Annotated in this window: 19 protein-coding genes; 8 read left to right on the top strand and 11 right to left on the bottom strand. The window is 70.5% G+C overall.

From position 1 onward, the window contains the following. The first annotated feature begins 93 nt into the window (after nt 1-93). The 4 genes from accD (at nt 94) to IPK71_25720 (ending at nt 4288) form a co-directional block, all read left to right on the top strand. Nucleotides 94-1008 (top strand): acetyl-CoA carboxylase, carboxyltransferase subunit beta, encoded by a 915-nt coding sequence (gene accD, locus IPK71_25705; protein ID MBK8217135.1) that lies wholly within the window; start codon nt 94-96, stop codon nt 1006-1008. Continuing rightward, complete coding sequence (locus tag IPK71_25710; protein ID MBK8217136.1) at nt 992-2230, top strand: bifunctional folylpolyglutamate synthase/dihydrofolate synthase; 1239 nt, start codon at nt 992-994, stop codon at nt 2228-2230. The genes accD and IPK71_25710 overlap by 17 nt, the downstream gene beginning before the upstream one ends. Nucleotides 2231-2286: 56 nt before the next feature. Then, nucleotides 2287-2772, top strand: a complete 486-nt coding sequence (locus IPK71_25715) for a YajQ family cyclic di-GMP-binding protein (GenBank protein ID MBK8217137.1) — start codon at nt 2287-2289, stop codon at nt 2770-2772. Nucleotides 2773-2887: 115 nt separating this feature from the next. Further along, complete coding sequence (locus IPK71_25720) at nt 2888-4288, top strand: phosphoglucosamine mutase (protein MBK8217138.1); 1401 nt, start codon at nt 2888-2890, stop codon at nt 4286-4288. A 112-nt stretch (nt 4289-4400) separates the two neighbouring features. On the opposite strand, the gene IPK71_25725 is transcribed toward IPK71_25720, so the two are convergent. Both IPK71_25725 and IPK71_25730 read right to left on the bottom strand, forming a co-directional pair. Next, nucleotides 4401-5078 (bottom strand): dienelactone hydrolase family protein, encoded by a 678-nt coding sequence (locus tag IPK71_25725; GenBank protein ID MBK8217139.1) that lies wholly within the window; start codon nt 5076-5078, stop codon nt 4401-4403. A 124-nt stretch (nt 5079-5202) separates the two neighbouring features. After that, nucleotides 5203-6348 carry a hypothetical protein gene (locus IPK71_25730; GenBank protein MBK8217140.1) on the bottom strand — a complete coding sequence of 382 codons (1146 nt, stop codon included), beginning with the start codon at nt 6346-6348 and terminating at the stop codon, nt 5203-5205. 287 nt (nt 6349-6635) lie between these two features. Here IPK71_25730 and ettA point away from each other — a divergent pair, with 287 nt between their 5' ends. The 4 genes from ettA (at nt 6636) to IPK71_25750 (ending at nt 12399) form a co-directional block, all read left to right on the top strand. Beyond that, a complete protein-coding gene (ettA, locus tag IPK71_25735; GenBank protein ID MBK8217141.1) occupies nt 6636-8309 on the top strand; it encodes an energy-dependent translational throttle protein EttA in 1674 nt (557 codons plus the stop codon). Between the two features lie 87 nt (nt 8310-8396). Then, complete coding sequence (gene serC / locus IPK71_25740; GenBank protein ID MBK8217142.1) at nt 8397-9515, top strand: 3-phosphoserine/phosphohydroxythreonine transaminase; 1119 nt, start codon at nt 8397-8399, stop codon at nt 9513-9515. Further along, a complete protein-coding gene (locus IPK71_25745) occupies nt 9512-11425 on the top strand; it encodes a hypothetical protein (protein MBK8217143.1) in 1914 nt (637 codons plus the stop codon). Before serC ends, IPK71_25745 begins: the two co-directional genes overlap by 4 nt. A 158-nt stretch (nt 11426-11583) precedes the next feature. Continuing rightward, on the top strand, nt 11584-12399 hold the full coding sequence (locus tag IPK71_25750; GenBank protein MBK8217144.1) for a hypothetical protein: 816 nt from the start codon (nt 11584-11586) through the stop codon (nt 12397-12399). Between the two features lie 146 nt (nt 12400-12545). Here IPK71_25750 and IPK71_25755 read toward each other — a convergent pair whose 3' ends face one another. The 9 genes from IPK71_25755 to IPK71_25795 all read right to left on the bottom strand — a co-directional run bounded on the left by IPK71_25755 (nt 12546) and on the right by IPK71_25795 (nt 26593). Next, entirely contained in the window at nt 12546-13157 is a 612-nt protein-coding gene (locus IPK71_25755; GenBank protein MBK8217145.1) for a hypothetical protein, read from the bottom strand. Beyond that, the gene (locus tag IPK71_25760) at nt 13154-14248 is read right to left on the bottom strand and encodes a hypothetical protein (protein ID MBK8217146.1); all 1095 of its coding nucleotides are present in this window, start codon (nt 14246-14248) and stop codon (nt 13154-13156) included. Before IPK71_25760 ends, IPK71_25755 begins: the two co-directional genes overlap by 4 nt. A 119-nt stretch (nt 14249-14367) precedes the next feature. Then, nucleotides 14368-15531, bottom strand: a complete 1164-nt coding sequence (locus tag IPK71_25765; GenBank protein ID MBK8217147.1) for a zf-HC2 domain-containing protein — start codon at nt 15529-15531, stop codon at nt 14368-14370. Next, nucleotides 15528-16145: an RNA polymerase sigma factor gene (locus tag IPK71_25770; GenBank protein MBK8217148.1), complete on the bottom strand. Its 618-nt coding sequence runs from the start codon at nt 16143-16145 to the stop codon at nt 15528-15530. Before IPK71_25770 ends, IPK71_25765 begins: the two co-directional genes overlap by 4 nt. Nucleotides 16146-16313: 168 nt before the next feature. After that, complete coding sequence (locus IPK71_25775) at nt 16314-16526, bottom strand: hypothetical protein (protein MBK8217149.1); 213 nt, start codon at nt 16524-16526, stop codon at nt 16314-16316. A 114-nt stretch (nt 16527-16640) separates the two neighbouring features. Further along, nucleotides 16641-19250 carry a protein kinase gene (locus tag IPK71_25780; GenBank protein MBK8217150.1) on the bottom strand — a complete coding sequence of 870 codons (2610 nt, stop codon included), beginning with the start codon at nt 19248-19250 and terminating at the stop codon, nt 16641-16643. 132 nt (nt 19251-19382) lie between these two features. Next, on the bottom strand, nt 19383-20033 hold the full coding sequence (locus IPK71_25785; protein ID MBK8217151.1) for an SdpI family protein: 651 nt from the start codon (nt 20031-20033) through the stop codon (nt 19383-19385). After that, on the bottom strand, nt 20030-20338 hold the full coding sequence (locus IPK71_25790; GenBank protein MBK8217152.1) for a winged helix-turn-helix transcriptional regulator: 309 nt from the start codon (nt 20336-20338) through the stop codon (nt 20030-20032). The genes IPK71_25785 and IPK71_25790 overlap by 4 nt, the downstream gene beginning before the upstream one ends. A 93-nt stretch (nt 20339-20431) precedes the next feature. Next, the gene (locus IPK71_25795) at nt 20432-26593 is read right to left on the bottom strand and encodes a tetratricopeptide repeat protein (protein MBK8217153.1); all 6162 of its coding nucleotides are present in this window, start codon (nt 26591-26593) and stop codon (nt 20432-20434) included. Nucleotides 26594-26621: the final 28 nt, after the last annotated feature.

Below are 26621 nucleotides of genomic sequence, written 5' to 3' on the forward strand. Positions count from 1 at the left end.
CCAAGGGTCGTCCGAAAATCAACAGGCTGCTAGCCGCGGCGCGTCGGATCCTTCGCGTTTCCCCCTCCGGGGCGCCGTGCTAGGACCTCGGCGATGTCTTGGTCCAAGAGGGCCGCGAGCGGCCTCGATGCGAGCGAAAAACAGAGCTTCGGCAAAGGTGTATTCCGCAAGTGCGACGGCTGCGGCGAGACCTTGGCGGCCGAGCGGTTCGTCGAGAACTTCGAAGTGTGCCCCCTCTGCGGAAAGCACCACAAGCTCTCGGCGCGTGGCTTCCGTGAGCTCCTCCTCGACGACGGGCGCCTCGAAGCGTGGGACGCGAGCCTCCACCCGACCGACCCCCTGACCTTCTCGGACGGCAAGCCCTACCCCGAGCGCGTCGCCGCGTCTCAGCGGTCCACGCAGGCAAAAGAGGGCATCGAGACGGGGCTCGGCCACATGGACGGGCGGCCGGTCGCGTACGGGGCCTTCGTGTTCGCGTTCATGGGCGGGAGCATGGGCTCGGTCGTCGGCGAGAAGATCGCGCGTCTCTTCGAGCGCGCGGCCGACGAGAAGCTCCCGGTGGTGCTGCTCCAAGCCTCGGGCGGCGCGCGCATGCAAGAGGGTATCTTGAGCCTCATGCAAATGGCGAAGACCGTGGCCGCACGCGAGCGCCTCCGCGACAAGGGCATCCCGTTCGTCTCCGTGCTCCTCCACCCGACGACCGGCGGCGTCGCGGCGAGCTTCGCCTTCTTGGGCGACGTGAACATCGCCGAGCCCGGCGCGCTCATCGGCTTCGCGGGGCCGCGCGTCATCGAGAACACGATCCGGCAGAAGCTCCCCGAAGGCTTCCAGACGGCCGAGTTCCTGCTCGACCACGGCATGGTCGACCGCATCACGGGTCGCCTCTCCATGAAGGCCGAGATCGGGATGATCCTCTCGCACCTCGGCCCGAAGGTCCCGCCGCGGGTCGAGGCCGCCGTGCCGCCCCCTCGCAAGAGCCAACGCAAGCTCGATGGACGCCACCGCTAAAAGGCTCGCCCGCTCGCTCGAGCGGCTCTACGCACGTGTCCCGCTCGGCATGCGGCTCGGCCTCGAGGCCATGCGCGCGGCCTGCGAACGCGCGGGAAATCCCGAGTCCGCGTTCGATTGCGTGCATGTTGCAGGTACGAACGGGAAAGGCTCCGTCTCGGCGATGATCGCGTCGGTCGCGCGCGCTTCGGGGAGGCGGACGGGCCTCTACACTTCCCCGCACCTGGCGCGCTTCGCCGAACGCATCCGGATCGACGGGGAGCCCATCTCCGACGCGGACCTCGTGGCCGTGCTCGAGCGCGCGCTCGACGTGGGTCACGATCTCTCGTTCTTCGAGACCGCTACCCTCGCCGCGTTCTTCGCCTTCCGCGACGCCCGCGTCGAGCTCGCGGTGCTCGAGGTCGGCCTCGGCGGGAGGCTCGACGCCACCAACGTGATCGCGCGCTCGCGGGCCTCGGTCATCACGCGCATCGCCCTCGACCACGAGGACAGGCTCGGCCACACACTGCCCGAGATCGCCCGCGAAAAGGCCGCCATCGCGAAGCCCGGGTGCCCGCTTTTGGTCGGGCGTGTCCCCCCCGACGTGCGCGAGGCGATCGCCGGCGTCGCCGAGCCCCTCGGGGCATCCGTGCAGTTCCTCGACGACGTGGCTCGCGAGACGATCCCCGCCCTCCCCCATCTCCCGGGCGCGTACCAAGCCGACAACGCAGAGGTCGCATGGCTCGCGTGCCGAGCCCTCGGTCTCGACGCCCACGTCGAACGAGGCCTCCGCGAGGCGCGGTGGCCCGGCCGGTTCGAGCGGCTCACCACCCCCGAAGGGGACGTGCTCCTCGACGCGGCCCACAACGAGGACGGCGCCCTCGCCTTGGTCGCCTCGCTCGCCGCCGAACCGCGCCCGGGTGGCGAGCCCTCCCCCGTGGCGCTCGTGTTCGGCTCGCTCGCCGACAAACACTTCGCCTTGACCCTCCCCGTGGTGGCCCGCATCGCGGTCGCCGACGCGCGCTTCTACGTCGAGCCCAAGGGCCGCGCCGCCGCCCCCCCGAGCGCCCTCTCGAAGGTGGCTCAAGGTCACGAAATGCCAAGCCTTTCCGAAGCCTTGCGCGCAGCACGCGCCCGCGTGGGGAAAGGTGGGCTCGTGGTCGTGTGCGGGTCGGTCTACCTCGTGGGCGAGGCGCGAGCGCTCCTCCTCGGTGAGCCGACCGATCCGCCCGTAGCGCTCTGAAGCGACCTCCACGAAGCCGCGCGACCGAAGTATGCTGCGGCGCGGAGAAAGGGAACATGCCGAGCTTCGACGTCGTCTCCAAGGTCGCGTGGCACGAGATCGACAACGCGCTGAATCAAGCCCAGAAGGAGCTGTCGCAGCGCTTCGACTTCAAGGACACGAGCACCACCGTCGAGAAGAACAAGGACGGCATCTTGCTGCAATCGTCGAGCGACGATCGCGTGAAGGCCGCCGAGGTGGTGCTGAAGGAGAAGCTCATCAAACGAAAGGTGAGCCTCAAGTTCTTCGAGTTCACCGACCCGACCCCTACGGGCAAGGGCGGCGCGAAGATCCTCGTGAAGGTCAAAGAGGGGATCGAGACCGAGCCGGCCAAGAAGCTCGTCGCGGCCATCAAAGAGAGCAAGCTGAAGGTCCAGGCGCAGATCCAGGACGCGCAGCTCCGCGTCACCGGAAAGAACCGGGACGACCTGCAGAAGGCCATCGCGCTCCTCCGTGAAGGCGACCACGGCATCGAGCTCCAGTTCACGAACTTTCGCGAGTGAGCGGCACGGCGGCGGGCCCGTTTCGCCCGCGAACTTCCACGAGAGTTCGCGTATCGTCGAGCTTTCGTCGGAACCGCGCGGAGAGTCGCGCCACGGACACGACAGGAGAACGCAGATGGCGAGCGCGAAGGGTAAAGCAGCGAAGGCGACGGCCACCGTGGAGCGGAAGTACTTCGGCACGGACGGTATCCGAGGGCTTGCGAACCAGGGGAACATCACGCCGGAGCTCGCCCTCCAGCTCGGCCGCGCGATCACGTTCGTCGCGGGCCGCGGCAAGCCGCACACGCCGCGCATCCTCATCGGGAAAGACACGCGCCTCTCGGGCTACATGATCGAGCAGGCCATCGCCGCCGGCATCTGCAGCATGGGAGGGCGAGTCATCCTCTGCGGGCCCATCCCCACCCCGGCCGTGGCGCAGCTCACGAGGAGCATGCGCGCCGACGCGGGCATCGTCATCAGCGCCAGCCACAACCCCTACGCGGACAACGGCATCAAGGTCTTCGGCGACGACGGCTTCAAGCTCCCCGACGAGACCGAGCTCGAGCTCGAGCGACTCCTCGACGACGACAGCCTGCTCGGGCGGCGCCCGACGGGCCCCGGAGTGGGCCGCGCCGAGAAGCTCGAAGACTCCCGCGGGCGCTACGTCGTGTTCGCGAAGGCCACGTTCCCACAAGACATCTCGCTCGACGGCGTGCGTGTCGTCGTCGACGCGGCGCACGGCGCGGCCTACAGGGTCGCCCCGCTCGTGTTCTCGGAGCTCGGGGCCACGGTCACCGCGATCGGCGTGAAGCCGAACGGCGTGAACATCAACTTGAACGCGGGCGCGCTCCACCCCGACAACGTGCGCGCCGAGGTCGTCAAGAAGGGCGCCCACATGGGCATCGCGCTCGACGGCGACGCCGATCGCCTCATCGTGGTCGACGAGAAGGGCCAAATCGTCGACGGCGACGTGGTCATGGCGATGTGCGCCCATAAGATGCTCGACGAGGGCGCGCTCAAGAAGAACACCTTGGTCGCCACGGTCATGTCGAACCTCGGCCTCGAGCGGGCCCTCGAACGGCGCGGCGGCAAGCTCGTACGGACGCAGGTCGGTGACAGGTACGTCGTCGAGGCGATGCGCGAGGGTGGCTACAACGTCGGCGGGGAGCAGTCCGGGCACCTCATTTTCCTCGACCACGCCTCCACCGGAGACGGCATCGTGGCCGCGCTCCAAGTGCTCGCGATCGCGGTGCGGAGCGGGAAGCCCGTGTCGGAGCTGGCAAAAAACGCCATGGACCGCGTGCCGCAAGTACTCGAAAACGTTACACTTTCCTCTCGCAAAGCCCTCGAGGACATGCGCCAGCTCGCCTCGGCGACGGCCAAGGTCAAAGACGCGCTCGGCGCCGACGGCCGGGTGCTCGTGCGGTGGAGCGGCACCGAGCCGAAGCTCCGCATCATGCTCGAGGGGCCGAACGAAGCGAAGCTCCGCACGTGGGCCAAGGATCTCGCCGCGGCCGCGAAGAAGGACGCAGGCTGAGCGAGAGGCGTGGGGCAGGAAGGCAGCGGACGCAGGTTTCGCCGTCGGCCTGCGAAGGCATGCGGGCGCGCCGGCCCCGTGGGTCGTGTACCCCGGCGCGCCCTGGCAAAGTTCAGGCGAGGTGCGCGCGGAAGAACGAGACCGTGCGAGACCACGCGAGCGCGGCGTTCTTCGCGTCGTACGCCTCGGGACGCGTGTCGTTCACGAACGCGTGACCCGCGTCGTAGACGTGCACGGTCATCGAGCCCCCGTTCCCGTTGACGATCGCGGCGATCGCCTCGGCCTTCTCGGCCTTCGCCCACGCGTCGTTCTTGGCGAAATGCGCCAGGATGGGCGCCGTCACCAAGCCGTAGTCGACCTTCTCTGGCGCGGGCACGCCGTAGAACGGGACCACGGCCGACAAACCCGGGACGTGGCACGCCGCCGCGAACGCCATGGCCCCGCCGAGGCATAAGCCCGTCGCGCCGACCTTCCCGTTCGACCGCGGATGCTCCACGAGCGCGCGCAGACCGACCTTCGCGCGGTCCATCACGTCGAGCGTGTCGAGCGCCGTCATGAGCCGGCCGGCCTCTTCGCCGTCCGTCGTCACCTTGCCGTCGTACATGTCGAGCGCGAGCGCGAGGAAGCCCGCCTCGGCGAGCCGCTCGGCGAGGCTCGTGACGTGCGCATTGAGGCCCCACCACTCGTGAAAGAGCAGCACGGCCCCCGCCTTGCCGTCTCCGCCCGGCTCGGCCAAAACCCCGGAAAAGTCCTGATTCTCGCCCCGCTTCAGCGTGATCGTCTTCGGCATGGGCCGACTATCTCAAACGGGCCCCGCGGTGGAAAGGGACGAGGGCGCCTTCGGGCGGGCGGTCGACAAAAAGAGACGAGGGCCACCCCCTTCGGGGCAGCCCTCACACAAGCTCAAACGAACGTCACTTGAGCTTGTAGGTCGTCGTGAGCGACTCGATCGCCTCTTTGGCGCGCTTCGAGATCTCGGGCACCTTGTGCTTCTCGTACTTGCGCATGAGGGCGAGCGTGTCCTTGTCGCGCTTCTGGTAGTAGATATTCCAGAGGGACATTCCGCGCACCTCCGGCTTGACCGACTCGTCGTTCGCGACCTTCTCGAGGAATGCGTAGTTGCGGGCGCACTGCGGGTTTTTGCCTGCCTGCCCGCTGATGCCGCCGATGAACTCGAAGCAGATCTCGCGGAAGGTCATCGCGAAGGGGTTCTCGAACTGCTTGTTCTTGACCCGCTTGTCGCCCTCGTCCTGGAGCGCGTCGATGTACTCGCCCTTGCACTTGATGACGGTGTACGCGGCCTCGGCGGCGTTCGCGTTGGTCGCGTCGGCGAGGTAGCCCTTCGCCCACGGGCAGATCTGCGCCTTCTCGGCCTCCGTCCAGTCGTACATGTTGCGAGGCGCGGCGAGCGCGGCGAGCGCGAAGTCCTTCTGCTTCGCGACCTCTTGGATCTTGGGGAAGGCGTCGAGGCGGCCGTACTCCATGAACGTGCGGTACGCGGCGTTCCTGGCGTTCGTGTTGACGCCGTCGGTGACCTTGATCACGCGGTCCTTCATGCCGGCGATGAAGCCGAGGTCCACGGCGGGCGGCGCGATGCGCGCGGCCGAGCCGTCGTCTTTGGCGAGGGCGTCGAGGAACGCGGTCGCGACGGGCTTCGTGGCGTTGGCCTTTCGCAGGTCCTTGTCGAGCGACGAGAACGTGTAGTTCGCCTCGGCGATCGCGACCGCGCGCATTTTCGCGTCGGTGCTCGTGAGGAGCGACGCGTAGGTCTCGAAGAGGTCCTTCGGGCGCGACTGGCGGATGAAGTCGCTGAGGGCCGAGTCTTCCTTGTTCTTGCAGGAGTAGACCGACGCCGAGTCGATCGAGACGGTGCAACCCTCGGAGATCTTCTTGAGATGCTCCATGACCTGCGGGTTCTGCTTCAGCTCGAACTCGGTCTTGACGGAGTCCCCACCCGAGGCCGCGCCACCATCGGCGTCGCCGTCCTTGTTCTTCTTCTTGCACCCGCCGAGGGCGAGCGCGGTCATCACGGCGATACAAAGCACGAGGCGTGTCTTCATGGATCCCTCTCAGGCAATTCCCGCCCACGGTACGGGAACTTCGGCGGCCGCGGAAACCCCTTTTTTCGGGGCGCCCGGGCCGGGGCGGCCATGTGCGCGCACATGTCGCGCACATCGCGCGCACATGTCGCGCACGGTGCGCTCTACCGCCCCGACGAAGCAGCGGATTCCACGGCCCCCGAGCGCGACCTGCGCCGACGGACCACCCCGGAGGGGCTCGGGTCGCGCGATTCCACGGCGCGAAACGGGGCGAAGAAAATGGGACCGAGGAGTGGTAGACCGGCGGCATGGATTACATCTTCACGATGCGCGAGGTGACCAAGGTCCACCCGCCGGACAAGAAGGTCCTCGAGAACATCACGCTCGCGTTCTTCCCGGGCGCGAAGATCGGCGTCATCGGCTCGAACGGGTCGGGAAAATCCAGCCTCCTTCGCATCATGGCCGGGGTCGATCGCGACATCTACGGCGAGGCCAAGGCCCACCCTGGGGTGCGCATCGGGTACTTCGCGCAAGAGCCCGACTTGGGCGACGCCAAGACCGTGCGCGAGGCGGTCGAAGGGGCCGTGGCCGAGGTCCGCGCGCTCATCACGGAGTTCGAGGCGGTGAGCGCGAGCCTCGGCGAGCCCATGGACGACGACACCATGGAGAAGACCCTCGCGAAGCAGGCCGACCTCCAGGACAAGCTCGACGCCTGCGACGCGTGGAGCGTCGATCAACGCGTCGACGTCGCCATGGACGCCCTCCGCTGCCCGCCGGCCGAAGCCGAGATCGCCCACCTCTCGGGCGGCGAGAAGCGCCGCGTCGCGCTCGCGCGGATCCTCCTCGCGAAGCCCGACATGCTCCTCCTCGACGAGCCCACGAACCACCTCGACGCCGAGAGCGTCGCGTGGCTCGAGCGCTTCTTGAAGGAGTACACGGGCACCGTGGTCGCGGTGACGCACGACCGCTACTTCCTCGACGACGTCGCCGAGTGGATCCTCGAGCTCGACCGCGGCCGCGGCTACCCGTTCAAGGGCAACTACTCGGGCTGGCTCGAGCAGAAGAGCGCGCGCCTCGCCCAAGAGGAGAAACAAGAGAGCGCGCGCCAACGAAAGCTCAAACAAGAGCTCGAGTGGGTGCGCCAGAGCCCGCGGGCTCGCCAGGCGAAGAGCAAGGCGCGCCTCGGGGCGTACGAGGATCTGCTCGCCAAGGCCAACAAGGCCGGGGCGGGCGATCCGGCCGAGATCAGCATTCCGCCGGGACCTCGCCTCGGCGACGTGGTCATCGAGGCCGACAAGCTCGTGAAGGGCTTCGGCGAGAGGCTCCTCTTCGACGAGCTCTCCTTCCGCCTCCCGCGGAGCGGAATCGTCGGCGTCATCGGCCCGAACGGCGCCGGAAAGACCACGCTCTTCCGCATGCTCATGGGCGAAGAGAAGCCCGACGGGGGCACCCTCCGCGTCGGCGAAACGGTGAAGATCGCGTACGTCGATCAGAGCCGCGACGCGCTCTCGGGCGACGCCTCGGTCTGGCAAGAGATCTCGGGTGGCGAAGAGAAGCTCGCCCTCGGCAAACGGGAGGTCGCCTCGCGCGCCTACTGCGCGTGGTTCGGCTTCAAGGGCTCCGAGCAGCAGAAGAAGGTGGGCACTCTCTCCGGCGGAGAGCGCAACCGCGTCCACCTCGCGAAGCTCCTCAAAGAGGGCGGAAACCTCCTCCTCCTCGACGAGCCCACGAACGACCTCGACGTGGACACGCTGCGCGCGCTCGAAGAGGCCCTCGTCGAGTTCCCCGGGTGCGCCGTGGTCATCAGCCACGACCGGTGGTTCCTCGACCGCATCGCGACCCACATCCTCGCCTTCGAGGGCGACAGCCACGTGGAGTGGTTCGAGGGGAACTACCGCATGTACGAGGAAGATCGCAAAAAGCGCCTCGGGGTCGACGCCGACCAACCGACGCGCATCAAGTATCGCAAGCTCCGGGCCTGAGCACCGCGGCCGAGAGCCCCGCGGGGCCGCGACGAGCCCCGCGGGAATCACCCGAGCGACGGAAGCGTACGCAAGAGGAAGCACGTCATGACGAGAGCGATGAACTTCAGCGCGGGTCCGGCCGCACTTCCGGAAGAGGCGCTCCTGCGCGCACGCGAGGAGCTCCTCGAGTGGAACGGGACGGGCATGAGCGTGATGGAGCAGAGCCATCGCGGGAAGGCCTACGAGCGCGTCCACGAGGAGGCGCTCGCGCTCGTCCGGAGGCTCCTCGGCCTCGGCCCCGACGCGAAGAAGACCGTGCTGTTCCTTCAGGGAGGCGCGACCCAAGTCTTCGCCACGTTGGCGATGAATTTCCTGAGGCCGGGCCAGTCGGCCGACTACGTCACCGCGGGAGCGTGGGGCGAAAAGGCGCTCTCGGAGGCCGAGTCGGTGGCGCGTTCGATCGGCGCGACGGTGCGCGCCGTACCGTGGGAGGGGATGCGCGAAGGTAGGCGAATGCCCCACCCTCGCGAGCTCTCGTTCGACGCAAACGCGTGCTACGTGCACACCACCAGCAACGAGACGATCCACGGCTCGCAGGCGGGGCTCTCGAGCGCCCTGCCGTTCCCGGAGCCTGGGGCGCCTCACGTCTGCGACATGTCGAGCGACTTCTTGGGCCGAGAGATCGACCCTGCCCGCTTCGCGATGATCTACGCGGGCGCGCAGAAGAACATCGGTCCGTCCGGGGTGGTCGTGGTCGTCGTCGACGACGCGCTCCTCGCGAGCTCCCGCGACGACATCCCCAGCATCTTTCGCTACGCGACCCACGCGAAGAACGGCTCGCTCTACAACACGCCGCCCACGTTCGCGATCTACCTCGTGCGCAACGTGCTCGAGTGGCTCGAGAAGAAGGGCGGAGTCGCCGCGATCGAGCGCGAGAACCGCGAGAAGGCGCGGCTCGTGTACGACGCGATCGACGCCTCGGGGGGCTTCTACACCTGCCCCGTCGAGCGCGAGAGCCGGTCCATCATGAACGTGGTGTTCCGCCTCGCCACCCCCGAGGCCGAGGCCCGCTTCCTCGCGGCGACCGAGGCCGCCGGGATGATCGGCCTCAAGGGTCACCGCTCGGTCGGGGGGCTGCGCGCGTCGCTCTACAACGCCGTGCGACCGGAGTGGGTGAAGGCCCTCGCCGATCTCATGCGCGAGCACGCGAGGACCGCGGGATGAGGGCTCGGGGGCGCGCGTCGTCGGCCGGCCTCGTCGCGTCCTTCGCGCTCGCCGCGCTCGCCTGCACGCCGAAATCGCACGTCCCCGCGCCTCCGGACGACGGTGGGCTGACGGCCGAGGCGACCGCCCCGATCGTCGACGCGTCGCCCGAGCGAGACTCCGCGGTCCCCAAACATGCATGCGCGGGCGACACCGCGGTGACGCTCTTCGTGTCTCCCGCGACCCCCGTCCGAGGCAAGCCCGCGCGGGTCGTCGCGGTCTCCGAGGCGAAGCTCCAGGGGACGCTCTCCGCGCGCTCCGGCCCGACCTCCGAGGCGAGCGACGTGCGTGGCGGGCCGCCGTATTTCTTCGTGGCCGAGCTCGAAGCGGGCGGCGAGAAGCTCGACGTCACGTTCGACGAGAGCGGCTGCGAGGGCACGCCCGCCCACAAGGAGCTGTCGGTGACCGTCGCGCCTCATCGCCGCCCCCCGCCCTGGGCGCGCACCTCCGAGACGGCGCTCTGGTCGTCGTCACGCGCCTGGGACAGCGTCACCGAAAACTTGTATTCCGCATGGATCGAAGCGCTCTTCGACGCGAAAGAGGGCGAAAACCCGAGCTTCTCCGCGCTGCACGAGGTGCTTCGTGACCCGAAGAAGAACTTCCTCTTCGACCACCTCGGCCTCGGAGAGGACACGGACCACGCCCAGGTGATTCGGCCCGACTGCGCGGATCTGCCCTACGTGCTCCGCGCCACCTTCGCCTGGAAGCTCGGGCTCCCCTTCGGCATGGCCGAGTGCTCGCGCGGAGGAGGAGGCGCTCCGCCCGACTGCAAAGGGCTCGTGACCCACGCCGACCCACCCGCGCGGCCGAAGCCCTTCGCCGCCGACGCGTTCGGCCTCTTCGTCCGCGGAACGCTCGCCGACCGAGTGCACTCGGGCTCCGCGCGCGCGCCCTTCACCGAGGACGAGAGCGACTACTACCCGGTCGATCTCACGTGGGACGCGCTGCGTCCGGGGACGGTCTACGCCGATCCGTACGGTCACGTCCTCGTCGTCGCGAAGCGGCTCCGCGAGAACCGAGACCGTGGCGGTGTGCTCTACGCGGTGGACGGGCAGCCCGACGGCACCGTCGCTCGCAAGCGGTTCTGGCGAGGAAATTTCCTGTTCGCGAAGGACCCGGCGCTCGGTGGCCCGGGGTTCAAGCGGTTTCGTCCGCTCGTCTACCGAGGCGGAAGCTACCAGCGTGTGCCCGACAAGGAGCTCGCGAAGACCCCCTCGTGGTCGTACGGGACCGTGCAGTCCCAGCTCGACCTCGAGGCCTTCTACGACACGATGGACGACGTCCTCTCCCCGACGCCCCGCGACCCCGCCGTCGCGCTCCGGGAGGTCGTGACGGCGCTCGACGAGCAGGTCCGCACGCGTGTCACGTCGATCGAAAATGGGCGCAAATTCCTCGAGAAGAAGGGCCCGCCGGCGCCCATGCCCGAGGGCGCGCAGATCTTCGAGACCCAAGGCCCTTGGGAAGACTTCTCGACCCCGTCGCGCGATCTCCGGCTCCTCATCGCCATCGACGTCGCGCGTGGTTTCCCGGCTCGCGTGGCGCGCCGCCTCGACCGCTACGCTGCGCACGGCAAGCCCGACGAGGTGAAGGCCGCGCTCGAGGCCCAGCTCGCCGCCGAGCTCGGAGCGAAAAAGGTGCAATATACACGCACGGACGGCTCGCCATTCGAGCTCACCCTCGCCGAGGTGGTCTCCCGCGCCGAGGCCTTCGAGATGACCTACAATCCGAACGACTGCGTGGAGCTCCGATGGGGCGCAAAGGCAGGGTCCGACGAGATGTCGACGTGCCGCGCCCACGCGCCCGCCGAGCAACGCGCGAAGATGGAGAGCTCGCGCGCTTGGTTCCGCGATCGCAAGCGGCCGCCCCGCTGACGCGGAGCCATGGCTCGCTGCCTCGACCGCCGTCTCTGGCGACGAAAAAAAAAATATCGATGATTCGTCCGAGGGCGTGATCGGTTCTCACGGACCCTCGCACGTACTTCTTCGAGGTCGGACGGAGTGCCCGTCCCGCGGCCTCGGAGGAGAGAACCATGCTCAAGGCTTCATCGACGCTTCGCCGTCTCTCGTTTGCCATCGCCGCTGCGCCGGCGCTCTGGGTCGTCGCCTGCGCCTCGCCGACAGCGGGTGTGACGGCCGACTCGACGGCGACCGCATCGACCTCGGACGACGCGCAAGCGCTCACCGTGGCGCAAGAGAGCTTCGCCGCGAACAAAACGGAGATCGACGCGTGCTTCACCGCGTTCGAGGCCTGCAAGACGGCCGCCGGCGCCGACCTCGTCGCGTGCAAGGCCACGCTCGACGCTTGCCTCCCCGACGACGCACCGCCTCCCCCTCGATGCGGCGGTCGTGACGGCAAGGGCGGTCACGGTGGTCATCCTCACCCCGAAGGTGCCCCCTCCGGCAGCGGAGGGCTCGAGCCTCCGCCTCCGCCTCCCGGCAGCGCGGGCCCCGCGCCGAGCGGCTCGTTCGGCGATCGGCCTCCGCCTCCGCCTCCGCCTTCGGGCAGCGTCGGCGCGCCCCCGCCGCCTCCCTCCGGCAGCGTGCCTCCGCGCGACTGCGATGGGGGCCCCGACGGGCGACCGCCCCGGCCGCCGGCATGCGGACGCGCGCCGCTTCCTCCGCCGGCCGCGCTGCGCGCCTGCCACGACGCCGCCCGGTCTTGCCTCGCCGACACGAGCGCCGACCGCGAAGCGTGCAAGACGACCGAGCGCGCGTGCGTCCGTGCGGCCTTCGAGGCGGCGTTCCAGGAGCGCTGCAACGCCCTCGGCGCGGACGCGCCGGCCGACGTGGTCGCACGGTGCGCCGAAGGGATCGAGCCGCCGCCCGCGGCGCCCAGCGGGAGCTGAGCCGAGAGCCCGTTCGACACGAGCACGGGAGCCCGCGACGGGGCTCCCACCCTTTCCTACCCCAAGGCGGCCGCACGACTCACCGTGCGGCCGCTCGTCGTTTTGGGTCGTGAAGCGTTCGGCACGGGTGCGGTGCGCCGGAACGGTCAGGGGCAGGTGGTCGCACGCGCGTGCGGCACTCCGGACCGCGCCGCCTGGCAGAGATCGACACACGGGGGCTCGCCACCCGGCGGGCCGCACGCGACGAACCGGTCGACGCCGCTCGCCGGGGGGCACGCCGCAGGGACGACCCAGCAGACCCCCGGCACGTCGGGAGCGCAGGCCTCCGGGGCCGGAACGATGCGCGTGCACACCGCCCCAGGAGCACACTTCGTCCCACGATCGCACCCTTTCGCCGAGCCGAGCGCGCACTCGCCGGGGATCGCGGAGGTGTGGCCTCGTGCCTTTCGAAGGCAATCGTTCCAATAGGTGACGCCGTCGCATCCACACACGGGCGCGGGGGTGCCGTCGCAAAAGGTGGGCCGTCGCTCGCAACGGCCATCTCGCCCCGCACACGAACGCCGCGCACAGAACGCGTCGCTCGGGCAGTCGGTGTCGCGCTCACAGCGTGTGCCCTCCTCGCGAGGCTCGATGTCCGCGTCGACCGAGAGCCCCCCGTCGGGCAGAGTGACGAGCAGGATGTCCTCGGTGGTGCACCCCGGGTGCGCGAAGACGCCTGCCGCCAGCACGACGAACGCGAGCCGCCTACGAAATCTCATCGAGCCCCTCCGTTCGCCCCAGGGCGGCCGGCACGGTCGTCGCCGAAGAGCGCCACTTCGACCCCGAGCGTGCCCATCGGACGCACGCGCCACGGCTCGAGCATCGTCTCTCGGACACGGCCCGCCTCCGCGAAATAGGTACGGCTCGCAGGCGCCACGTCGACCGCGAACGAGGCCACGAGCGTCACGTTGCGAACCAGCCCAACACGACCGAAAACCCCAGGAGATACGATAGGATCCACGCGCACGACGACCGGCGAGAGCACCGCCCCCGCGGCGTCGGAGCGGGCCGACACCGAGACGACGTCGAGGCCGAGGCCGAGGCTCGTCCCGAGCGAGAAACCTCCGAGCTCGAGCCACTCGGCGGCGGGTGTGAGCCTCAGGTTCACGGCGGCGACGTCGGCCTCGGCGACCCTCCGGCCCGACTCGAACGGGAGCGTCGCGGCGCCCGACAAAGCGAGCGACGGTCGAAATCGCGACGTCGACGCGACCCCGAGGCCACCGCCCACACGACCGACGGGACCGGCCTGCGACGCGAACCCACCGAAGCCTCCGTGAACGCTCGCGTAGAGCGCGCCGCGGCCCTTTCCGTCGGTGGCCGCCACCGGGGCCTTCGGCGCCTCGGGCGTGGGCGCGGGCGCCTTCGGCGGAGGTGGAGGCTCGGGTGGCCTACCCTCACGGAGGGCATCGCGCTCGCTCTCGAGCGCCGACTCGACCACGAGCGCCACCTCCTCGCCCTCGACCGTCCGGGCCACGGCCCGCGGGACGCTCCTCGCGCTTCGTCGTCCGCTCGCGAACAAGAGGTCGATCTCGATGACCGCGGGCGTCGCACGCAGGCTCACGCGGGCAACGCGCGCGCCTTCGAGGGGCGCCGCGCGGACCTCTTCGTCGCGGCACCCAGCTCGTGCGATGGCTCGCACGACGGCCTCCCGCGACTCGGTCGGGGTCGAGGCGTCGGCGAAGAGCTCGACGACACAAACTGGGGCGGCAGGCGTGGCCTCGTCGGCGAAGGCACGAGGCGCCGAGAGCGCGCCCGCGAGGACCACGAGGCCGCTGACCACGGCGACGACGATGCGGGGGGTGCGAGCCAAAGCCACAGGACGACCTCGTACATCAACCTACCCGCGCGCGGGCCGAAAAGCTGCGGTCATGGTCAGAGGCCGACGTCCGCCCCATCCCCACACAAGGCGCTCGCGGAAGCCGCTCGTGCTTACCGCCCGGACAAGGCGCCCACACGAAGCCGCGCGTGCTCGGAAGAAGGGCCGTGGGGATACGCGGAGAGGAGCGCTTCCCAAGCGGCGCGCTCGCCATCGGCCCGGCCGAGCATCGCGTAGGCACGCGCCCGGCCGGCCATCGCCTCTTCGCGGAGCTCGCCGCGACCGGTCGCGAGGTAGGCGTCGAACGCGGAGAGCGCACGGACGGCCTCACGTTCCTCGAGGAGAATGCGCCCACGGAGAGCCTGCGCGGTGGCGGCCTCGCGGCTCTTGGGGAACCGCGCGACGAGGTCCCCGTACGCGGCGAGCGCCCCTTGGCGATCCCCGCGGTGACGAAGGGCGTTCGCGTGACCGAAGGCGGTCGCGGCGTCGATCTCGGGCTCGGCGGGGGGAGAAGGCGGGGGCACCGCAAGCGGCGTGACGTCGCCGGCGGACGACGACGGGAGCATCGAAGGCCGCTCGATCCCCGTCGAGGCCGCGTGCTCCGACGGAGCCATATGCGAGACCTTCCCCGGCTCGACGACGGCGCGCGCGACGATCGGTGCCGGCGGGACGGGAGGCGAGGCGACCGAGGGCTCGGTCGGGGAATCCACCGCGGTGGGCAGCTCCGTCTTCGACGGGAGCGCGGCGGGTGCCACGGCGGGGAGGCTCGCGGGCGTGACCGGAGACGGGACCTTCTCACGCGTCTCGCTCTCGGCGCCCAGCATCGACGACACTTTGCGCGCGAGGGCTCTCCCGCCTTCCGAGGCATAAGCCACCGTCGCGAAGAGCACGAACGCCGCGGCCAGGAGGATCGCCACGCGCTTCCAGGGCCGCGGAGCCACCACGACCGCGGTGCGACGCTTCGGTGGGGCGAGCTCGGGCGAGCCCGGCGGCTCTTGCTTGACGTCGGCGGGCTCGGGCGCCTTCGTCCCGTCCACGGGCGGAGCGGCCAAGGCGCCGAGCGCCCCCTCGACGAGGTTCGTGAACGAGATGCGATCTCCGCCCTCGTCCTCGAAATCGGCCCGCATCAGGCGCTCGGCTCGGCACGCCGAACAGATCGCGACGTGGGCCTCGAGGCGGACGAGCTCGTCCTCGGTGATGTCTCCGCGGGCCTCCTTGTCGATGAGGTCCTCGGGGTGGAGCTGCGCGAGCTTGCGGGTCATTTCGGAGGGGCTCATTCTCCCACCTCCAACGCGGCGTAGACTTCGGGGGCGGCCTCGATGCGCTTGCGGAGGGCCTCTTTCGCGAGGCGCAGCCGGCTCCGAATCGTGTTGAGCGGCGCCCCCGCGGCCTGAGCCACCTCTTCGAGCGACCAACCGAGCATGATCCGGAGACCGAGCGCCTCGGCCTGCTCCTCGGGGATCTCGAGCATGAGCTCTCGGAGGAGCGTGCGCCGGCGCTCGGAGAGGGCCGTGTCCTCGGGCGAGGCCTTCGGATCGACCGTGACCTCGGTCTCGGCGTCGTCGTCGCGGCGGAGGCGATCGAGGCGCCAGCGCTTCCGCGCGAGCAGCGCCGTGCGCATGGCGATCGTCTGCGCGTACCCCTCGGGCGCACACTCCCCGCGGAACGCCGGCAGCGCTCGCACGAGCCCGATCAACGACTGTTGCACCACGTCGGGCACGTCCGGGTGGCCACCGCCGAGCATCGCACGAACGACCCGGTTCACGAGCGGCGCCACGGCGCGGAGGAGCTGGGCCGTCGCCGCGGTGTCCCCTCGTGCCGCGTCGCGCGCGAGCAGCATCGTGGCCGAGACCGGGGCTTGTGTCTCACGAGACGGCTCGGTGGCGGGCATGGGGCGCGACATCTGCTCCGATCCGTATCGTCCCTCAGGAAAGCGGATCACGCGACCGGAACATCTCGCCACAATAAGTAGGACACTATCGCACCTCTGGCCCGCCGGCTCCGAAGAGACAGGGCGAGCCAGGAGGGTGACAAGGGCACCTAAGTGCCAGAAACTTATCTACTTTTTGGCCTTGAGCGACGAGAGCGCGGTGAGCAGCGCTTCGGCCACCTGGGTGTCGACCTCTTCCCCGCGGGCCCACTGATCGGCCTTCACGAGGGTGGTCTTCGCCGAGGCCGCGAGCTTCACGCGGCGGCCGCGAGCGAGGCCCGAGAAGCGGATCTGCGGCTCGGTCTGGGTCTTACGAAGAGCAGGGCTCAAGAAACCACGCATGGGAAACTCCGTTGGCTTTGGCGATAGCGCCGGTCGACGAGACCGCCTTTTAGCGAAAGATCGCCCCGACGCACGAAGGATTTCGTGAGGGTGCGCCCCGAAAGCGGTCCGAGGTCAGTTGCCGAAGAGGGTGACGCCGCACGTGTCGCGGACGTCGAGCCGAAGCTTCGCCTCGCCGAGCTTCTCCAGCGAGAACGTGTACGACCCTCGCACGTTCACGACGCCCGTGACCCTGAGCGCCTTGCCGAAGAGCTCGAGGGCCAGGGGGCCCGCCACACCGAGCGCCTTCTTCGCCTCGGCGCCGGCGAAGTACGAGCACGGGAGCGCCTTCGAGACGAAGCGGATCTCTCCACCGATGGGCTCGCGCTCGATCGTCCCGCCGAAGTCGGCCGTGAGGGGACCGTACGACGCGACCCCCTTCGTGATCTCGATGGGCTTCTTCGGATCGGCGCGCACGGCGAGCTCGAGGTCGAGGGGTGTCTTCGTTCGGCTCTCGGCCACGGAGATCCCGAACACGGTCGCTTTCACGTCGCCCTTCATGCGGCCTTCGGGCTCGACCTGCACCGAGCCGGTCACCTCGAGCTCCGGGTCCTCGCCCGCGCGGAGCCCGAGGTAAGCGGGCGGAACATGCAACGCGGAGAGCTTCGTCTTCGGGATCCTCACCGTGTAGTGCGTCGGTGCGGTCGCGCCGCCAAGCACGACGAACGCGTTCGGCCCCTCGGACTTTCCGGCCTCGAAGACGACACGCGCGCGCCGCTTCCCGTCGCTCTCGTCGACGTTCACCGTGAAGGGGCCAGCCTTGCCGTACACCGTCGTGAGCGTGACCTCGGGCGAGTAGGCCGTGACGCCGTGGGGCTCTTCGTCGCCCTCGTCGCGCACGAACCCGAACCTCACGTCACGGGCGTCGAGCGCGCTGCCGGCGCCGAAGAGCCCGCCCCAGCTCACCTTCGCGTCGTTCACGTCGAGCTCGACCTCGTCTTTGCCGGCCGCGACCTTGGCGAGCGCCGCGGGGAGCTCGGCAGCGGGCCCCTCGAGCTTCGCGTCGACCCCTTGGATCTTGACCTTGCCGTCTCGAAGGAGGCGCAGGCTCGTGACGGTGGCCGACTTGAGGGGCAGCCCTGGCCCCGTGGCCGAGACCTCGGACAGCTCGATCCCCGAGAAGCCCACCGAGACGTGCCCCACCTCGAGCGCGATCCCACGCTCTGCCGCGGCCCGCACGACCTTCCTCTTGGCGAGCGTCGGCAAGGCGAGGACGAGCGCCACCCCGAGCACCGCGATCCCCACGACGAACCCGAGCGCGTTGCGGACGGCCCGCCCCGACTTCTCCGAGGCCGGGTCACGAAGCTCCGGGCGCGACGCTTCGAGGCCGCGCGAGTGGGTCCCCGTGACGGCTTGCACACGCCGAGGCGCGGGCTCGAGCATCGTCGTGACCTTGCTCGGCTGCGGCTCTGCAGGGGGGCGAGCGACCATCGCCGTCCGGGGTGCGGGCGCGGGCGCGTTCGGTCGGCCCATGTCCAAATCGAGAGCCAACGACGGAACCTCCGGCATCTCCAGGCTCCCTGGCTCCGCGGGCGGTGGGACGGTATCGCCGAAGACGTCCGTGCGGGTGCCCGCCTTGGCCATACGCCCGGTGCTCGCGGGGGTCACGACGACACGCTCGGTGGGCGCCGCGGCCTGGGCCGCCGAGGGGCCGGTGCTCGAGGAGGTGCCCTGCGCTCCCGGCGTCGACGAGACGGACGTATCGGCGTCGAGGTTCGGCTCGTCCCGAACCTTGGTCGCGTGGCTGCGGACCACTTTGCGCCGCTCGTGCGCGCGGGGCGACAGGTGAATCTCGACGAAATTCGCGACGTTGGCCGGCTTTTTTCGCGACGCGTCGGACAGCGCCTCGCCGAGCTCCGCCGCCGTAGCGAAGCGATCGGAGGCCGAGGGAGCCATGGCGCGGAGCACGACCTCGCGAACGTCGGTCGGCACGTCGTCGGGTAGGGGCGCGGGGGGATCGCCCTGGATGAGAGAGCGGAAATAGAGCGCTTCGGTGCGGTCGTCGAACGGGAGGCGGCCCGAGATCATCTCGTAGAGCACGGCGCCCACGGCGTACACGTCGGCGCGACGGTCGACCTTCTCTCCCCTCGCCTGCTCCGGTGGCATGTACCGGAGCTTCCCTTTGAGGGTCCCCTGCGAGTCTTGAGCGAGACGGTCTTGCATCAGCGCGACGCCGAAGTCGATGAGCTTCACGGCCCCGTTCACGCCGAGCAGGACGTTCTGCGGAGACACGTCGCGGTGGACGATGTTCGCCTGGCGACCATCGGGAAACGTAAGCTCGTGGGCCGCGTGCAGGCCGGCGCACACGTCGGCGCCGATGCGGAGCGCGACCGGCAGCGGCATCTTCTCTTGCCGCTCCTCCATGGCGGCCTGGATGCCCGCGAGCGAGTCACCGTCGACGTACTCGAGCACCTGGTAGAGCATCTCGCCCTCGACCGCGAGGTCGTACGTGGCGACCACGTTGGGGTGCGAGATGACCGCCGATACGCGCGCCTCGTCGAGGAACATGTCGCGGAAGCGTTTGTCGAGCGCGAACCGCCCGTGGATCACCTTGATGGCGACGTACGACTCGAAGCCCCCGATCGAGCGGAGGCGCCCGACCCAGACCTCGCCCATCCCACCCTCACCCACCGGATGAAGGAGCTCGTATTTCCCTATTTTGTCGCCCGCGCGCAGCGTCGCCATGGTGCCCCGCGGGCATGGTAGTCCAAATCGCCGACGCGCGGGACGAGAGTCGTCCAGCGCGCGTTTTGGTCGGCGCCCGCGGGGCCGGGCGAGGTTCGGGAGCCTCGCCCGGCGTGTGCGCCGCGGCTCACGTCACGGGCGCGACGCCTTCGGACGAATCACGTAGGAGTAGACCACCGCGGCGAGGGACGCGAGGACGAGGGCCACGACGGGCACCACCACGAGGCCGCGCGCGGCCCCGAAGAGACCTACGACTCCCCCGACGACGAGGACCGCACCTCCGAACCTGTGTGTCCTCGCCCAGGTCTCGTCCGAGGCGAGCGTCGCCGACGTCCTGATCCCTGCGACGCCGTTGCGGCGAAGCTTCGGCATGACGAGCCCGAGAGCGACGGAGAAGAGCGCGAGCACGAGCGCGAGCCCACGCCCACCCGAGCTCGCCCCCGAGAGCGCCACGTCGAGCACCACGACGTGGAGCGCGACGAAGAACGCGACGACCATCAGGGCGACCTCGGCGAGCGGCGACGCGAGGGCGCGCGCGCGCGCGTCACCCCGAAGGAGCCGAGGGTAGAACCGCACGAAGCCCCACACGGCCGCCGCGATGACGGGGAGCAGGAACGCACCGACGACCTTCGGGGAGAACCCGTCGGCCACGCCGTGCGCGTCGAAGTGGGTGGCTACCCGGGCGGGGAGCCTCGGATAGACGAGAGCGCTCACCCCGAGCGTCCCCGCGACGAGCGCGAGGGCCGCCGAATCGACGATACGCAGCTTCTTGGAGAGGCTCATGACGACGTTCCTTTCTTCGTGACGGGGCGAGCCCCGGAGGAGCCGAGGCGCGCGAGCGACATGAGCTCGGCGGCGACCTCCTCGAGGACGTTCGCCGCGAGCGTGTACACGACCGTGGTGCCGCGTTTCTCCGAGCGCACGAGCCCCGCCTCGCGGAGCACCTTGAGGTGATGCGACAGCGTGGGTTTCGTGAGATCGAAGGGCTCGGCGAGCTCGCCGGCGGTCTTCGAGCCGTCACGGAGGGCACGAAGGAGCGCGCGACGTGTGTCGTCGGCGAGGGCATCGAAGAGAGCGCGGTGAGACATATTCGATGGGCATCTATTTAGACACCCTTCGAACAATAGCAAGCCCCCTCCGTCCGATTCGTCCCGCGCGCCGTCGAGGTCGCGGGCGTCCCGTCAGCTCGCCCAGGTCGAGCCGACGCGGCGACGAAGGGCCACCGACTCGCTCCCGAGCGCGAACCGAACGACGTCCCCCGCGAAGGGGTGCGCGAGCACGGCCTCGACCGCGCGCCGCCCCGGCTTCTCGGTCGCCGCATGGAGCGCTCCGTCGACGGCGCGAAGCTCGTCGATGGTGGCGAGCGCATCGCCCGTGAGGACGTAGGCCGTCCGGAGCTCGGCGCGCGCGATCGCCCCGACGAGCACGTCGACCGCCGCGGGGCGCCCGGTCGCGAGAGAGAGCGCCGGGACGACACGTTCGAGGGCCTGCTTCTGCTTTCGGCCGATCTCCTTGGCGACGAGCGGCTCGTACTGGAGGCACAGCTTCTGCTGGAGCACGTCGAGCTCGTCGCGACCGTAGGCGGGCATCGCCTGGCGCGCGCACGCGACGAGGTAGGCCTCGACGTGGGGCGCGGGCAGCTCCTCGATCCACGGGACGCACATGGCGATCCGCGCGAGCGCGCGGCCGAGACCCGCGAGCTGCGTGGGCTCGGGGAGCTCGGCGAACGAGTGAGGGACGACGACCCACGGGACGTCTTGGACGATGACGCGGACGCGCGCCGTCTGTGGGGAGATCGCGAGCTCGACGTCACCTAGACCGAGCGCACGCGCGAGCCTGTCGAGCAGCGCACGGAGGGGGTGCCCGCTCCGCTTTCCGAGCTTGTCCTTGCTCTGGAGCCCGAGCTCGGCGAGGTCGCCGCGCACGGTCTTCGCCTCGAGCCCCGCTACGGCCGCCGCGACCTCGAAGATCGGGTGGCGGCCCTCTTCCGGCACCACGTGGGAGAAGAGCGTCGCGCGGTCGAGCGCCATGTGGTGCTGCGACATCGGGCCGAGCCGCCTCGCGCGGAGCCACGCGTTCCGTCCTTCGTCGAGATCGCCCATGATCGCGCGGATCTCGCTGACGACGATCGCCTCCTCGGGCCGGCGGTCGGCCCCGAGGGAGCGCTCGAGGACCTCGAGGGCGACGCTCGCGTCGGTGGCGGCGACGAGAGGGCGCGCGCTCGGGACCAGGAGCGCCATCACCGCCGCGACGGCCTCGTCGTGGGCGCCGAGCCTGGCGAGGCCCTGGGCGAGCTCGACACGGGCGTCGTGGAGGTCGGGCGCCAGCTTGAGCGCTTGGCGCAAATGCGCCGTACCGTCCTTGAGGCGCGCGAGCTCGCGCACCTCGACCCGCCCGAGCCGGAAGTACCAGGTCGCGTCCGAGCGCGAGAGCGACTGGCCACGTCCCACGAGCGCCGCGAGGCCTCTCGCGTAGGCCACGGCGTCGACCTTGCCGTCGGGTCCGCGGTAGAGCCGCTCGAAGCGCTCTTCGGCGCGCGGATGTGCGGGGGTGTGGGCGAGGGCGTCGATGATCGCCTTCTCGGTGGCCCGCCCGTCCTTCACGCTCGCGCGCACCTCCGCGAGCTGGAGGAAGATCTCGGTCTTCGTGGCGAAGTCGGGCTCGACCTCGGCGAGCCGCTCGAGGAGCCCCGCGATCTCGAGCCGGATCGGCAGCTTCTGCGAGGCTTCGCCCCCGGGAGCCCGTTCCCCCTGCTTGGCCACGAGGCGATGGATGAGCGCGCGCAGGGCGCGCAGGTTCACGGGGTCGATCTCGAGCGCGCGGCGCAGCGTGGCCTCTGCGTCCTCCGGGCGCGACAGCACCTTCTCGAAGACGCTCGCCAGCGCGAAGAGCGCGGTGAGCCGCGGGCCCGGCTCCTTGCCCCGCGCCACCACGTCCTCGAGCGCCTCGACCGCCTCCGGCCACGCGCGCTGCGCGATGCAGAGCTCGGCGAGCATGAGGAGCGACGGGATCGAGCCCGGGGCTGCCTCTCGCACCTTTCGCATGGCGTCGATCGCGAGCGTGAGCTCCTTGAGATCGTCCCGCGCGACCTTGGCGATCTCGGTGCCCAAGAGCACGATCGCGTCGGGGTCTTTGGCGCGCGAGAGGGCCGTGAAGAAGACCTCCACGAGGCGCTCGGACTCCCCACGCTCCCGGCGAACGTGAGCGAGACGTACGGCCGCCGCGCGCGCGTTCGGGTCGGCGGCGATCGCGGCCTCGAGGTGCGCGCACGCACGCTCGGAGCGACCCTCCGGAGGCCCGATCCGCTCGCGGGTACGCTCGCTCTCGTCCGGGTCGACCGCGAGCAGGATCTCGGCCGCATCCACGAGGTAGCGCGCGCGCACGTCGGGCTTGGAGGCGAGCTCGGAGAGCGAGATCGACGCCGCCAGCGCGCCTGCCGCGTCCCCGAGGCGCGTCGCGAGCCGAGAGAGCGCCGTCGCGGCCGTGACGCTCTGCGGGTCGGTCTCGAGCGCCGCACGGAACCGCTCCATGGCGCTCCGGAAGAGATCGGTCTCGCCCGTCTCGAGGGCGTGCGCCTCCACCATGAGGCCGAGGCGTAGGAGCAGGGCGAGCAGCGGCCCGTCCTCGGCGACGAGCGCGCACATCGCACGGAGGGCACCGTGCACCGCGCGTCGCGCCTTCGGATCTCCTCGGCGCGCGTTCGCGAGCTCGCGGCGCACCGTCGCCTCGAGGGCGCCTGGATCCGTGGGATCGAGGTCGAGCAGCTTCGCGTACGTGGCCGTCCCGTCGGACGCCGAGACCGGCAGGCGCCATTCCTCGAGCCAGGCGAGGTTCCAGAGAGCCCCGGCGCGTGCGCGGACGTCGGTGAACGCGGAGCCCTCTTGCCCGAGCACACGCGCGAGCCCGGTGAACGACCCCTGGCGCCGCGCCGAGACCTCGAGAAGGCGGAGGGACGGCACGTGGCTCGGGATGGCCTCGAGCACCCCTTCGAGGAGCCGGCTCGAGCGCCCGGCGTCCTTGCCGCAGTCGACGAGCAGCTGAGCGAGATCGAACGAGAGCGAGAGCTCCTCCTCCCGGGTCGAAGCGATCCGGAGCCGCGCCTCGAGGAGGTCGGCGATGGGAAGGAGCCCCTCGACGTGTACGCTCACGTCGCCGTGGACGCGCGTCGGCGCCATGGCGAGAGCGCGGCGGGTGAGCACACGCTCGAGGCGCTCGGCGACGTGGGGATCCTCGGGCGTCTCCGCGAGCGCGCGCGCGTAGAGCTTCGCGGCCGAAGCGTCGTTTCCGAGACGCAGCTCGTCGAGCTCGGCGGCGCGCACGAAGAACCGCGACCGCTCGTCCTTCGCGATCGACTCGTCCCCGAGGCGCTCGAGCGACCCACGCAACCCCTCGAAATCGCCCACCTTTCGGAGCATCCGTGCGATCTCGACCGGTGGCACGGGGTGGACAGGGTCGATCTTCTTGGCGGACTCGAGCGCGAGGAGCGCGTCTTGCGTCTGCCCGAGACGCACGTCGCATACACGCGCGAGGCACAGCCACAGCCCGACCTTCTCTTCGACCGATCCTGCGCTCGCGATACGTGCCCGGAGCGACTCGGCCACGCGCTCCCATCGCCCCGCCTCTTCGTGGAGACGGGTCTCGAGGGCGCGCGCGGCGGGGAAGGTGCCGTCGTCGGAGAGCACCTCGTCGACGATGGCGATGGCGCGCGCCGGATCGACCCGCGAGAGCGCCTCTGCCGCACGCGAACGGAGAGCGAGCGCCTCGCTCGGGGGGGTCGCCCGCTTGGCCTCGGAGAGGAGCGCACGCGAAAGACCACGGTCGTCTCCCACGCGGGCCGCCGTACGCAGCAGACCGAGCACCGCGCCGCGCCGGTCGGGCTCGAGATCGAGGATGTCCTCGTAGAGCTTCGCGGCGCGCGACGGCTCGCCCAAGAGCTCCTCCCAGAGGAGCGCCCCCTTCTCGAGGAACGCGATCCTCCGCCCGGGATCTTTCGCGCCATCGGCGGCTTGCGCATAGAGCTCGACGAGCTTTCGCACCTCACCGGTCGTCGGCTCGACCTTGGTCGGCGACATGAGGCGGGAGAGCGCGTCGAGGGTCTCGGCGTCTCCCGGGCTCGCGACCCACGCCGCCTTGAGGTGGAGGCGCGCCTCGTCGGGCCGACCGAGGTTCTTCTCGAGCACGCCCGCCGCACGCACGAGGGCGCGAGCGCGCTTCGGCGCGTCGAGGGCCTCGGCCGCGCGCCTTAGCCAGAGGGAGACACGCTCGTCGTGACGGCCGACGACGTGGAGGAGCCGATCGTGCATGTCCACGAGCCGTGCGTCGTCGGAGTCGATCTCGAGCGCCGAGCGCAGATCGTCGATCGCACCACCAAAATCCGAAAGCTTTTCGCGCACTTCTACCATGTGTCGGCGTTCGTGCACGATGACCGACGGCTCGGTGACGAACCGAAGGCGCGCCCCGCGGATGCGGACTGCGTCGGCGAGCTGACCATGCTCTTCGTAGAGGTCGCAGAGGTCGTCGAGCACGCGGCGATCGACAGGTTCGCTCGTGGGCACGCGGGACGCGGCGCGCTCGAGGAGGAACATGGCGCGACCGTCGTCCGCGAGCCTGTCGCGGCAAATGCAGGCCGCGTCGAGGTCGAGGCGCGAGGCACGGACAGGGTCGGTCTCGAGCCCGGCCTCTTCTTCGAGCAGCGCCGCGAGCGTGGCGAAGTCTCCGGTGGCCGTCACGTGGCGGACGAGCGCGCTACGCACGGCTCCAATCTGGGGATCGAGGGCGAGCGCCCGTTCGAAGGCGCTGCGAGCCGCCCGAGGCCGCCCGAGGCGACGCTCGAGCACGAGGCCGCTCTCGACGAGGAGCCACGCCGAGAGCTCGGGCTGCGACGCGTACGCGTCGGCGAGATCCCCGAGGTGCGACACCAGCGCCTCGAAGGCCTCGACGCTCTCGTTCTCGACGGTCTGCTCCCAGAGCGCACCCTCGAGCCCACGGAGCGCGCCCGCGTGGACCGGCGCTCGGGTCAGGACGTGCTCCCAGGCCGCGATCGCCTCCCCCGGCCGATCGCCTCGGGCGGACAGGAGACGCGCGCGCTCCGCCAAGAGCTCCACGCTCGCGGCCTCCATGGTCGCGCCCGCGATCTCCTCCGCGAGGTGCTCGAGCATCGTCCCGAGGCTCGCTTTGCCGAACGAACGACGACGCAGGATGCCGTGGGCCGTCGTGTTCTTCGGGTCGACACGGAGCGCGGCCTCGGCGTGTGCGCTCGCGCGGCCCTCGTCACCAAGGGTCTCTTCCGCGATCGAGAGCTCGAGCAGGGTGCGCGCGAGGCCTACGGTGTCCTGGGTGCCCTCGAGCGCCTTCGAGCGCGCCTCGAGCAGTTGGATCAACACTTGGGCATGCTCGGCGAGCCCACGGGCGCGCGCCGGCTCTTCGCGCTTCGCGGGCGCGGACACGGGCGGCGCCGGGGGCGGCACCTTCGGTCGCGCGTCGTCGCCGACCGGGGCGATCTTGCCGTCCGGAGGGATCGACCGGTTTTTTTCGGCACGCGGCAGCGGCGGAGGCACGACGACCGACGTCCGCGCGTCGGGCTTCGGGGGCTCGTGCGTGACCTGCGGAGCCAGTGCCTCCACGCGACCCTCGATCGGCAGCGTCGTCGCCTCGTCATCCCGCGAGAGGCGCTCTCTCGGCTCGGGCGGCGGGGGCGGTGGTGCCGGCCGGATCTTCGGCTTTTCTCCGGCGGGCGGCAGCGGCGGCGGCGCGACGCTCGGCTTCGCGTGGCTCCCCGTCCCTTCGGCCGACGGCGGCAGGCGCGGCGCGACGCTCGGCTTCGCGTGGCTCCCCGTCCCTTCGGCCGACGGTGGCAGCGGCGGCGGTGGCGGCGCGACGCTCGGCTTCGGGCGCGCGTGGCTCCCGGTCGCGTCGGCCTGTGCGAGCGGCGGCAGCGGCGGCGGCGCGACGCTCGGCTTCGGCGGAGGAGCAGGGGGCTTCGCGGCGGCGCTCGGCTTCGAGCCCGCGGCAGCAGGCAGCGGGGGCGCGGCGCCTTGAGGCCCCGACGGCGCCGGAGGGGGAGCGCTCGGCAGGGGCGGAGGCATCGAGACGGCCTTCGGCGGAATCGACTTCTTCGGATCGAGGTCCGTCGGGAGCGGGGGCCGGACCTGCGGGGCGAGCGGGGCGATGCCCTTCGGCTCGGGCGACTTGGTCGCCTCCTTGAGCGACTCGACCTGCGCGTCGATCGACCAGTTCTCACCCGTGATCTCGAGCAGCTTGTCGACGCTCAGCGGGTCGTCGAACTCGACGTCGATGGCATCGAGATCGGTGACGGACGAGGGAGGCTTCGGGGCTTCGGCCATGCCGGGCGAGCATCGCAGAGTCTCCCCC

This window comes from Myxococcales bacterium, assembly GCA_016712525.1.
Lineage (GTDB): Bacteria > Myxococcota_A > Polyangia > Polyangiales > Polyangiaceae > JAAFHV01.